Annotated in this window: 7 protein-coding genes; 4 read left to right on the top strand and 3 right to left on the bottom strand. The window is 61.1% G+C overall.

Features of this window, described 5'->3' with window-relative positions; all coding sequences use genetic code 11:
- Positions 1-476 precede the first annotated feature (476 nt).
- Both AWC08_RS14830 and AWC08_RS14835 read left to right on the top strand, forming a co-directional pair.
- On the top strand, positions 477-1,220 hold the full coding sequence (locus tag AWC08_RS14830; RefSeq protein WP_069432886.1) for an ankyrin repeat domain-containing protein: 744 nt from the start codon (positions 477-479) through the stop codon (positions 1,218-1,220).
- Between the two features lie 130 nt (positions 1,221-1,350).
- Complete coding sequence (locus AWC08_RS14835) at positions 1,351-1,692, top strand: DUF732 domain-containing protein (RefSeq protein WP_069432885.1); 342 nt, start codon at positions 1,351-1,353, stop codon at positions 1,690-1,692.
- A gap of 278 nt (positions 1,693-1,970) precedes the next feature.
- Here the strand turns inward: AWC08_RS14835 and AWC08_RS14840 are convergent, their stop codons facing one another.
- From AWC08_RS14840 to AWC08_RS37600, 3 genes are all read right to left on the bottom strand, one after another.
- Positions 1,971-2,357 (bottom strand): hypothetical protein, encoded by a 387-nt coding sequence (locus AWC08_RS14840; protein WP_069432884.1) that lies wholly within the window; start codon positions 2,355-2,357, stop codon positions 1,971-1,973.
- Positions 2,357-3,067: a PDDEXK family nuclease gene (locus AWC08_RS14845; protein WP_142283591.1), complete on the bottom strand. Its 711-nt coding sequence runs from the start codon at positions 3,065-3,067 to the stop codon at positions 2,357-2,359. Before AWC08_RS14845 ends, AWC08_RS14840 begins: the two co-directional genes overlap by 1 nt.
- A gap of 292 nt (positions 3,068-3,359) precedes the next feature.
- A complete protein-coding gene (locus AWC08_RS37600; RefSeq protein ID WP_197521979.1) occupies positions 3,360-3,506 on the bottom strand; it encodes a hypothetical protein in 147 nt (48 codons plus the stop codon).
- A gap of 537 nt (positions 3,507-4,043) precedes the next feature.
- Here AWC08_RS37600 and AWC08_RS14855 point away from each other — a divergent pair.
- The gene (locus AWC08_RS14855) at positions 4,044-9,197 is read left to right on the top strand and encodes a DEAD/DEAH box helicase (protein ID WP_069432882.1); all 5,154 of its coding nucleotides are present in this window, start codon (positions 4,044-4,046) and stop codon (positions 9,195-9,197) included.
- The coding region (locus tag AWC08_RS14860) for a helicase-related protein (RefSeq protein WP_085087908.1) at positions 9,194-12,028 on the top strand (2,835 nt) is incomplete at its 3' end. The genes AWC08_RS14855 and AWC08_RS14860, both read left to right, overlap by 4 nt.

A 12,028-nucleotide genomic window follows, 5' to 3' on the forward strand; every position in this document is an offset into this window, starting at 1 on the left:
CACGATTGAACAACGCGGCGGTGACATGTAGTCAAGATTCGCACTAGCACCGTCGTTAGCAACTCACTGACTCATTTGGCTCACCGACTTTGATGAAACGCCGTCCGCGGCGGAGTCTGTCACGGCTTTCCACTCACCTGACAGCGGGGGCGACGCCGAAGGACGTGTTCTTCCGCGCGCGGCCCAACCAAGTATTCGTATTGGTCGCGCCGCTCCAGCTTGGCAAGCGTGCAAACCATCCGCTTTCGCTGATGACTTCCACCCAGCACGTGGCCGTGAAGAACCGGGTGACACGGAAATGCGCGGCATGGCCCATACGCGCCGCCCCGGCGGACAACCCCGCTTGTGCATGGCGAGCTACATAAAGGGCGGGACGATCTGCACCGACGGTATTCCTCGGCGGGGCAGGCATGCCCGAACCTTGAATTGGCTTAGCCTCGCAGATACTCGATGACTGCGCGGAAGGAGGGAACGTCATGACTGTGCCAGAGAACGTACCGGCCGACGAACCCTTCGTCTGGCGCGGGATACTCGACCCTGACCTGTTGTTCGACGACGACGTGTCGGCGAGTCATGAATGCGCCGATGCGGCCAAAGTAGGTGACTGGGCAACAGTATTCGAACTGCTCGACGACGACGAACTACACGTGGACATTAATGGGTGGCGGCCCGGCGGGACCACCTGGTTCACCGTCTTGCACCAAGCCGCTTGGCACGGCGCACCCAACGAAGTCGCCGCCGAACTCATCAGGCGTGGCGCCTTGAAGTCACTCACCGATGCACGGGGACGCACCGCCCACGACATCCGGTGCGAACGGGACCTCAAGGCGGATCACCCCAAAGACATTGCCGCACAACAGCGTAAATCGCTCATTCTGCGCACGCGCTATCTCAAGCCACCGCCTTCTCCCCTGGCGCGATACGAAGTCCGCGCGCTCGAGTGGCACCTCGCCGAAGTCATCGACAGCCGCATCTGCGGCGTGCTCTATGACGGCCGCGATCCGCAACGAGTCCTGCGATACCCTCCCGTGGAGATCTTGCATGAGGTACCGGGCCAACGCATATGGTTCCCCGTGCCCGGGATGTACGGGGGCTTCGACATCACGTTGGTGCAGAACCGTCTCGATGTGAAGAGTTGGTGCCGCGTTGTTGGCGGTTCTGGACAGGCACATGTGGTCACGACGCAAGGCGCGATTCTGGTCAATCAAGGATTCGTGTAGTCCGGGCAGCAAACCCCTGCACAGCTGTTCGACTTCCTCGTACGCCGGCCCCTGCGCCTCTCGCTGTCGGGATTTTCTTGTCGGTGGCCAATCGTATTCTTTGCTCCTCGGCGCGATGCGAGGGGGAAAAATGCGCGGACATGCGGTTATTGCGGCAGTGCTCGCAACATGCGGGGCATTGGCGTTGTCGGGTCCCGCTCGGGCCGACCAGTACGACTTCATCTCCGAGCTGGACAACTCGGGGGTGAGCTACGCGTCGATCACCGACATGATCGGTATCGGCAAGGAGCTCTGCCACGACCTCCGAAACGACGTGTCACCTTCGTTGGTGCTCGGCAAGCTACGCAGGACGGGTTTCGCACCGACCGAGGCGGCGATCATCCTGACCGCAGCCGTAAACACCATGTGTCCGGACACCAAGTCCTTGGTTGTCGCCTGGGCACGTGGGAACGGCTATACCGGTCCGGTCTGAGGGTGTGGACGAGCCGAGCTAACCCGGGCTCCCGGTCATATCCTGAATGAGCGGGGCAAAGCCATCGATCAAGCAGGTGACCAATACCTGCTCGCTTGGCAGATAACCCGCTGACTTCTGACAAGTACTTCGGACCCGTACCCGCGAAGTCGTCTGCGTTGGCGACACACGCAGCCGGCCGGGATAAGGCCACCGTGTCATCGCGCATGGCGGGATCGATTGAGCCGTCGATGATTTCGACCTTCAGAGTTGGGTTGGTCGGAATCGCCTTGGCGGTATCAATTCACCCGATCATCAACGAACTGCAGGGTGGTTGTGCGCGCGGACTTAACTACCACGTCCTCGAACTGGGCCAGCAGGGCGCAGACGAACGCTGAGCGCTTGACGTTGAGGTCGTTTAGCAGCTCGTCCTGAGTCAACTCGCCCCGGCTGCGTAGGTGCTGCCATGCCCTGACAATCATCCACGCTGGGACGAGTTGTGGTCCCGTCCCAAGACGCTCCGACCTTGCGGTCTCGACGCGCACACCCGAACGATCAACTGCGGCAATCTTATTGATTCGCTTGATGCTGAGCGTGACGATCTCGTCACTCCGCTTGACGACGGAGCAGATGCGTTCGAACAAGTCATCATCGAGTTCGACGGCGCGTGAGGGCGGGCTGCTCACTACGCTTCCGTGAGTTCGAGCCGAACACGGTAAAGCAACCAATCTGTTGGGACTCCGAACTGCTCTGCATCGTCCTGAACGAGTTCGGCCAGGTCGTCGTCAGGTTGCCCGGTAACGATGAGCAACCGTGCGCCTGGCCGACCGTCGGCGTTCGCCTGCAGCTTGAGGGCCCTCATGTATTTCGCAGCTTGTCCGACCACACGATCGTCGGCTTCTTCGGCTTTCAACTCAATTCCTACAAGGACGCCTGTCTTGGTGTCTTCGGCAAGGAGATCGATGATCACGCCGTTCGAGAGGCGCTTTTCCCGGCTCAATATCTTGAGATTGTTCTTCTTGGCGTATGAAAGTACGTCTTTGTTAAGCCAGAGGAATCGTGACAGATCCTTCTCCTCTTTGAACAGTTCATAGGTTGGGCGTAACCCTTTGACCGGGCGCTTCGCGTCGAAGAAGTAGACTCGGGTCTTCACAGTATTCGCCGGATCGGTCAACTCGGGCGAGAACCCAATCCCTTTGTTGCGCAGGCGATCTCCAAGGAGTTCCAGAAACTTATCTGAACCACGTTCATACCCGGCGGCCCGTACCAGCACTCCGAGTCTGCTGAAGGGCATCTGTCTGAGTGACCGCGTATCCTTCGGAATCCCCGCGACGCGTCTACTTGTTTGATCTATCAACCGCTCGAGGCGGTCGCCCTTGGTCAGGCGCGCAGCCACTTGATCTCCCCCAATTACCAAGCCGACACTCGATCGGATGGATCTGCCCGAGTCCTCCGACGAATCTGTTTACCACGGATCTTTCGGCCTCGAGCTGCGTTCCGGAGACCCGGCGCAGATGCCTAGGCGAATGCACGCCCTCGGACCAGCGTGCTCAGATAACAGCTCCACACAGGGCGTGGCGAACACCCGATTGTGGGACGAAGTTGACATGACGCTTTGCTTCGGCTGCAGATAATTGCGACGCACCGGCATGTAGGACCCTCGCCGAACCGGTGGCTCCCGTGAGACCCTACAACTCGCCAAACACGTCGCGGATCAACCTCAACAGAACCGCAGCACCCTCACGGTCAAACTGGAATGACTGCGACACCTTATTAGGTATCTGGCGCTCGTCGGAGCCATAGGTATCGAGTTGAAGAATGGTCTCATCGTCCACTCGGAACGTCCTCCAGCCACACAGAACTGGCTTGTGGACCCCGTTCCGATCCGAGCCAACCTCCTGGAACTCACGAACCAGCGCCATCATTCCTCCCCATTCATCGGTCTGTCGACAATATCCGCCTACCCACTCGAGTTCAGAGCCCGGCGACGGCACAGCGCACGGCAGGCTCGGTGTAGGTGCGTCCAAGCGCTTGAACCCTCAGGGTCAAAATGCGAAATGCGCCGCCCAAAGCAGAAGGAAATTTGCTTCGAGGTGCGCATCGCCAGGCGTCACTGCACTGGACGTCAGCCTGACTCGCACCACTTCGCGCCGTACGTACAGCATCAATACCATCTCACCACAATGTATTTCAGCCTTATCTAAGCGATTCGGTACAAGTGATCATCTCCCGGAACCATCCGTTGTGCGGTTCGATGACCAGCCATGGAGGACTGTTTGCCCGCCATGCCACGAATTTGCATCGAATGTGTCGGGTGTCACCAGTATGGTCACATAAGTTACGTAATGGTGGCACGCAAGGGGGTATGCCTCATGGACGCGTTCGGTGTCCTCGACGAGGTCCTGGACGACTATGAGAGCTTCGTCAAGGGCTTCCTCGACATCAAGGACGAGCAGATCCGCGCCAAGGTCGAGACGGAGATCGAGGGTGGTCTGCTATGGCCTGAACCTTGGCTCGCCCTCAACCCCGCATTCGAGTCGGGCGGCACTGTCGGTGACCTCGCGGAGAAGGGAGTGTTGCACCCCGAAGCAGTCAATATCTTTCGCGCACGAACTGAGCAGGATGCCGCCGGTCGACCGATCGCCTTCCACCGCCACCAAACCGACGCCTTCGAGATCGCCAACCGCCGCGAGTCTTACGTGCTAACGACCGGGACGGGATCGGGCAAGTCGATGTCTTACATCGTGCCGATCGTCGACCGCGTTTTGCGCGAAGGTTCCGGCAAGGGCGTACGGGCGATCATCGTTTACCCGATGAATGCCCTGGCTAATAGCCAACGCAATGAACTCGAGAAGTTCCTCGGGAAGACGAACCCGAAGGTCACCTTCGCCCGGTACACCGGGCAGGAGAACAGGGAAGACCGGGAGAAGACGCTCGCCTCTCCCCCGGACATTCTCCTGACCAACTACGTCATGTTGGAACTCATGCTCACCCGTCCGAACGAGCGAAAGCGACTTATCAACAGCGCGGAAGGCCTTTCATTCCTGGTGCTGGATGAGCTGCACACCTATCGTGGTCGGCAGGGCGCCGACGTGGCGATGCTCGTTCGCCGTCTGCGCGGCGCGATGAAGTCAGACAACGTCCAATGCATCGGCACCAGCGCGACCCTTGCCGGACCTGGAACCAAAGCAGAACAACGTCAGCAGGTCGCCGAACTGGCAACCCGCATCTTCGGTGTCGAGATCCCCGCCGGCCACATCGTTGGGGAGACACTGCGGCGCGCGACAACGGGCGAGGCTGATCCGATGGCGCTCACGGCACGGCTAACGACGGAAACCCCCACCGGATGGCAAGAACTAAGACAAGATCAGCTCGCCGTCTGGACAGAGCAGCACTTCGGTCTGCACGCCGACGATGAAGGCAAACTTGCCCGGCGACCACCATCCAAACTCAGCGATGCCGCTAAAATGCTTCACAACGAGACTGGCGTCGATGAGGCGGCCTGCCGCGCGAAGTTGCAGGAGCTGCTACTTGCCGGGTCGCGCGCACGGGACCCGCAGGGCCGCTCGCTCTTCGCCTTCAAGCTGCACCAATTCATTGGCAAGGGCGACACCGTCTACACCACCCTTGAACCGCCGGCCAAGCGCTTCCTCACGACGCAATACCAGCGCAGCGCACCCAACCGCCCTTCGGGCCAACCCCTGTTTCCGTTGGCGTTCTGCCGTGAATGCGGCCAGGAATACCTGGTCGTCAACTTGGAGCGGGGCGGTGAGAGCTTCACCCCACGCATCCCGAATTCCGACCTGGTCGAACACCCGGAGGCCGACGGCCTGTTGCTTCTGACCGAGGCGCCCTGGCCGGATCCCCACGATCCCGCGTTGCTCGATCTGGTTCCAGAGGATTGGGTAGTCGCCAGCGGGACCGGAGGAGTGTTGGATAAGGCCCGAATCACCAAGCTGCCCAATTCATTACGCGTCGACGAATTCGGCACGATCACAGACGACGGCATGCCGGTAGCATTCTTCGAGCGTCTCGAGTTCTGCCCGTCGTGCAAAACGAGCTACGAGAGCACCCGCCAGTCGCAATTTTCGCGCGTCGCCAGCTTAGGCACAGAAGGCCGCGCGAGTGCCGTAACTGTACTGTCCCAATCAGTCGTCAGAGCCCTCAGAGGCGAGTCCGACCTAGACGACGACGCACGAAAATTCCTGGCGTTCAGCGACAACCGTCAGGACGCAAGTCTTCAAGCCGGTCACTTCAATGACTTCGTACTAGTTGGCCTCATCCGCTCAGCCCTCTACCGCGCGGCCTCCGACTACCAGGAGCAGAACCCCGGAGAACCACTTACCGACGAAAACCTCGGACCCGAGGTGGTAAAAGCGCTCGCTGGAATGAGCTTGAAGTTCTTCGCGCGAGACGAGGAGACCGCGGACGAACATATCCCCCGAAAGAAAATTGCTCGCGCGCTCCGCGACGTCGTGACCTACCGCTTATGGGCTGACCTCAAACGCGGCTGGCGCATCACCATGCCGAACCTTGAACAGACCGGCCAGCTGCGCCTGGCCTACGAGGGCGTTGACGAACTCGCGGCCAACGACGGCAAGTGGACGAATTGCGGCGAACCGCTGGCTAGCGCTAGCGGTCAAACTCGCCGAGAGGTGATGCATGTCCTACTCGACGAGCTCCGCAGAAACCTTTGCATCGATACCGAATTCCTCACAGACGAGAAATTCGATTCTGTCAGGCGCGCCAGCAGGGAGTGGTTGAAGGACCCCTGGGCAATCTCCGATGACGCTGGCACGTCCAGCGGCGTCGCTTACCCCGGCGGTCGACCGAAAGGGGTGGCCGGTATCGGGGCCGACCTCTACGTATCCGGGCTGGGCGCGTACGGGCGCTGGTTGCGACGGCCAAACCGCTTTCCCGGCTTCCAGCATGTGCTCAAGACGGCCGACGCCCAAGCCCAAATCGAGAGTCTGATGGAGGTCATGGCGGGCGCTGGGATCTTGGCGCGGATTCGGATTCCCAAACGGCCCAACGGTTACCAGCTGCGCGCTGATCTCATCGCATGGCATCCCGACACCGGCGAACATCGTGCGCAGGACCCCCTCCGCAGCAATCAAACAAAGGGCAGGGTCAATCCGTACTTCCGTGCCCTGTATGCCGAGACCGCCAAAGCGCTCATCGGCTTGGAAGCACGGGAACACACCGCTCAGGTCGAGGCGTCCAAACGCCAGAAGCGGGAAGAAGAATTTAGTGAAGCCCGCCTTCCGGTGCTCTACTGCTCTCCCACGATGGAACTCGGGGTCGACATCAAGAGCCTCAATGTTGTTGGCATGCGCAATGTTCCACCCACGCCAGCCAACTACGCGCAGCGTTCCGGACGGGCCGGACGTTCAGGACAGCCGGCAATTGCTCTGACCTACTGTGCGACGGGCAACGCACACGACGCCTATTACTTCCGACGCAGCCAGGACATGGTCGCAGGAGCGGTCGCACCACCGCGGCTTGAACTCGGCAACCAAGATCTAGTGCGAGCACACGCCCACTCCATCTGGTTGGTTAACTGCGGGCTGGACCTCAAAGCCAGCATGGTTGACCTCCTGGAGATCGACAAGCCCGGCGAACCGCTACGCACCGAAGTGCTCACGACGATCGAATCATCGTCGAGTCGCACCGCCGCCATCGCCGCAATCACGGAAGTCCTGACAGCCACCTCCGAAGTCACCTCCGCTCCATGGTGGACGGAGACCTGGATTACTGACACCGTCGATCAGGCGCCGACTCGGTTCAACCGCGCGGCTGACCGATGGCGCGGGCTCTACCGCGAAGCACAAAACGAACTCGACAGCGCGAATCAAATTTTGAAGACCATTGGTGCCTCCGAAAGTTCGAAACAGCGTGCACGCGGTCGTATTTCGGAAGCACGCGCCGCCCTCGACCTCCTCAAAGGACAGGTCGACGACGTGTTCCAGGGCGACTTCTACACCTACCGTTATTTTGCATCAGAAGGCTTCCTGCCAGGCTACTCGTTCCCCCGACTGCCACTCTCGGCTTTCATCCCCGCCGAGCGCCGCACCCGCAGCGGCGGTGAGGGCGACTTCATTCAGCGACCCCGATTCATGGCGATCAGCGAGTTCGGCCCCGGAGCCTTCATCTACCACGAGGGGGCGCGTTACGAAGTCAACCGCGTGAGCCTGCCCGCACGCGACGACGGCACTGGTGTCAACATCACCGAGATAAAGCGCTGCGCCTCCTGTGGCTATCTCCACGAGTCCACCGAGCCCGATCTCTGCCAACACTGCGGTGCGCCATTCCCGCTAGAAAGCACGATGTCCAACTTAATGCGGCTGCTGTCAGTCAAGACTCGACGTCGCGACCGGATCAGCGCAGACGAGGAAGAACGCCAGCGCGCCGGGCACGAGATCGTGACGGCCATTCGGTTTGTGCCCCACGGCGTCCGAGCAGGACAACTCACCAGCACTATCACCGAGGGGCTAGAGGAACTCGGCACGATGACCTACGGCGATACCGCGCTGATCCGCCGGATGAATGTCGGTCTACGCCGCCGCAAGGACAAAGATGTTCGCGGGTACGTGCTGGACACCGTCGATGGGCGCTGGTGCAAAGAGGCCGACCTTGCCAAGAACGTGCACGGAGAAGCCCCGCGATATCAAAGGGTGATCCCCCACGTCGAGGACCACCGCAACGCGCTGCTACTAAAGCTCGACCCGTCAATACCCAAAGATCAGCGGATGGCCGCGATGTACGCACTCAAACGCGGCATCGAAGCTGTCTACCAGCTGGAGAACTCTGAGCTCGCCGTCGAGGCATTGCCCAGCAATAACGGCGATCACGCTTGGTCGCGGCTGCTGTTCTTCGAAGCCGCTGAGGGCGGAGCCGGCGTCCTGCGCCGCCTCGCCACCGAGGACGGTCAACTACGCCTGGTGGCACGAAAAGCTCTTCAAATACTTCATTTTGATGCAGATTCGGGAGAAGATCTGCACCGAGCGCCACACGCGATCGAAGACTGCGCACAAGCCTGCTACGACTGCCTGCTTTCCTACAGCAATCAGTGGGATCACCAACACCTGGATAGGCATTCCGTCAAAGATCTACTACGGCGACTCGCCGTAGCGAGTGTCGAAGTTGGCGCTGGCGGCGAAGGTCGCGCGGAGCAGCTCGAACGCCTGAAGCAGGCCTGCGACAGCGAGCTAGAGAAGAAGTTTCTCGTATTACTCGATCAACACGGTTACCGACTGCCCGACGATGCCCAGAAGATCGTCGACGGCTACTACGTGCGGCCGGATTTTGCTTATCACACCGATGGCATGGATGTCGCCATCTTCGTCGACGGGCCGGTTCATGACGCCGCGCGTCAGAAGGAGAAGGACGAGCAGGCACGCATGAAGCTTGAAGACGAGGCCGGCTGGCTGGTGCTGCGATTTCATTACGAAGAATCAAACATTAACTGGCTCAAGACTATCGCTGAACATAGCGGCATCTTTGGCATAGCGAAGGCTAACGCATGACGACAATTGACTACCCGGCCGGCAGCCTGGTCAATGCCCGTGGCAGGGACTGGCTCGTCCTACCCGGTTCCCCCGAAGGCACGCTCTTGGTCCGCCCACTGGGTGGACACGACCATGAAACCACCGTGCTGTTACCACGCGTCGATGAATTCGCAGCGGCCACGTTTGATCCACCGACCGTCGACGACCGTGGGGATGCCAGTCGGGCTCGCCTACTGCGTGACGCGCTCCGACTATCGTTCCGTGCCAGCGGCGGCCCGTTCCGTTCGTTCGCCCGCCTGGCCGTGACGCCCCGCAACTATCAGTTGGTTCCGCTGATGATGGCCGCTAACCAGGATGTCACCCGGCTGCTGATCGCCGACGGTGTCGGCGTAGGCAAAACGGTCGAGGCTGGCCTCATCGCCGCGGAGCTGCTTGCCACGGGTGAAGCTCAGCGCCTCGCGGTGTTGTGCTCACCCCAGTTAGCCCCACAGTGGCAGAGCGAACTTCGACACAAGTTCGGCATCGACGCGCAATTGCTCCTGCCGTCAACCGTCAGCCGGCTGATGCGCAGAGTCCCGTTCGGCTCCAACGTGTACCAGCACCACCCCTACCTGGTGATCTCGACCGACTTCATCAAGCAGAAGTCTCGCCGCGACGAATTCGCTTGGCATTGCCCAGAATTGGTGATCGTCGACGAGGCGCACACCTGTGTGGCACCCACAGCCGTCGGAAAATCTTCCCAGGCCCACCTCCGGTATGCACTGCTGCGCAAGCTTGCCGATAAGCCCGAGCGCCACCTGGTGCTGCTCACCGCGACCCCGCACAGCGGCGAAGACACCGCCTGGCAGTCGCTGATCGGCCTGCTCGACGACCGGCTCGGGAATCTGCCGGCTGATCTCTCCGGCCGCGACCGTGAAGACGACCGCAAGCTGCTCGCTAGATTCATGATCCAACGGCAACGCGCCGACATTCGCGAATACCTTGACGAGGACACCCCATTTCCGGAACGCGAGACGACTGAAACCGCATACAAACTCACCGCCGGATACCGCCAACTGTTTGACGACGTAATGGAATACGTTCGCGAACAGGTCGCTGATCCTAAGCTGAGCGCGGTACGGCAACGCGTTCGCTGGTGGTCGGCCATCGCGCTGTTGCGCTGCTTGGCATCGAGCCCTGCCGCTGCCGAACAAACCCTCCTCAACCGTTCCGCAGTCGCCGCTGTCGACGACGAGGACGAAGTCGATGCCTACGCCGAACCGCGCGTCCTAGACACAGACCTAGATGACACTCTCGAAGCCGAAGATGTCACAGTTGGCGCCGACACCGGTGAGAGCGACACACCCAACACTGCGGCTCGCAGACGCCTCCGCGAATTGGCTTCTGCCGCTGCAGCGCTGAAGGGCCCGCGATCAGACGCGAAGCTAAAACGCCTTATCCCGCTGGCGAAGGAACTGCTTGACCAGGGCTATTACCCTATTGTCTTCTGCCGTTACATCCCCACTGCCGACTATCTCGCCGAGCACCTAGCCTCAGCCCTATCGAAGGTCAAAGACCTCAAGATCGACGCCGTGACCGGGACCCTCCCGCCGGACGAACGCGAGTCCCGAGTCGACTCGTTGAGCAACCACGACGGCCCTCGGCTGCTCATCGCTACCGACTGCCTCGCCGAGGGCATCAACCTGCAGGACGGCTTTACCGCCGTCGTCCACTACGACCTCGCATGGAATCCCACCCGTCACGAACAACGCGAAGGCCGCGTCGACCGATTTGGCCAGCAAGCCCCCACGGTCCGCACCGTAACGTACTACGGCGAGGACAACGGCATTGATGGCATCGTGCTGCAGGTCCTCATCCGCCGCCACGAGCACATCAAGCGCAGCATCGGCGTGTCAGTACCCATCCCTGTTGATTCCACTACCGTGATGAAGGCCATCTGGGAATCGCTGCTGCTACGCGGCAAGGAAGCCGAGCAGTTGACCCTCGACTTCGCCGAGGCCACCTCCAAGTCCCTGGCCGAACAGGTCGAGGTCGAGTGGACCAACGCGGCCGAGCGAGAGAAGGTGTCGCGCTCACGATTCCGGCAAGCCGGCCTCAAACCGGACACCGTCGAACAGGCCCTGACCGAGGTGCGCCGTGCCCTCGGCGGTCCAGCCGATGTCGAAACATTCACGCGCACAGCGCTATCGCTCATGGGTGCCGCCACCAGCGATACCGACGACGGGTTCACCGCAAATGTCGATACCCTCCCCGCCGCCGTGCGTGACCAACTACCACTGACCAGAAGCAAGCGTCTGGACTTTCACCGATCTCTGCCCGTGCCCGTCGGTCACAGCGTGCTCAACCGCACCGATGCCACGGTGGACGCCCTCTCCCGCTACGTCCTCGACGCCGCACTCGACTCTCGGCTCGACCCGGTGGCCCGGCCCGCCCGCCGCGCCGGGGTCATGCGCACTCGCGCGGTCAGTAAGGTCACCACGTTGCTCATGGTGCGGCACCGACTGGAAATCAGCATTTTTGGCTCCGCCACCACCGTCACCCAGGTCGCCGAGGAAGTCACGTTCCTGGCATTCACCGCGACCGGGGACAACCTCAGCTGGTTACCCCAGGCCGAGGTCGACACCCTGCTATCAGTGACCCCGTCGGGCAACGTCGATGACGCGCTGGCCCGAATGCAATTAGGGCGCGCACTGGGGCGCCTGCCCGCGCTCACCAAGCACCTCACCACCGCGGGTAAGGACGCGGCGAAGGATCTGGTGGCCCAACATCAGGCGGTACGCAGCGCTTCAAAGGCCGGCGGGCGGCAGGAATCGAACGGCGGGTGCCCGATGAGCGCGCTGACCGTCTTC

Source organism: Mycobacterium gordonae, assembly GCF_002101675.1.
Taxonomy (GTDB): Bacteria; Actinomycetota; Actinomycetes; order Mycobacteriales; family Mycobacteriaceae; genus Mycobacterium; species Mycobacterium gordonae.

Excerpts from the sequence above, each read along its gene's own strand:
- AWC08_RS14830 (WP_069432886.1), top strand. The coding sequence starts at position 477 with ATGACTGTGCCAGAGAACGTACCGGCCGACGAACCCTTCGTCTGGCGC.
- AWC08_RS14835 (WP_069432885.1), top strand. The coding sequence starts at position 1,351 with ATGCGCGGACATGCGGTTATTGCGGCAGTGCTCGCAACATGCGGGGCA.
- AWC08_RS14855 (WP_069432882.1), top strand. The coding sequence starts at position 4,044 with ATGGACGCGTTCGGTGTCCTCGACGAGGTCCTGGACGACTATGAGAGC.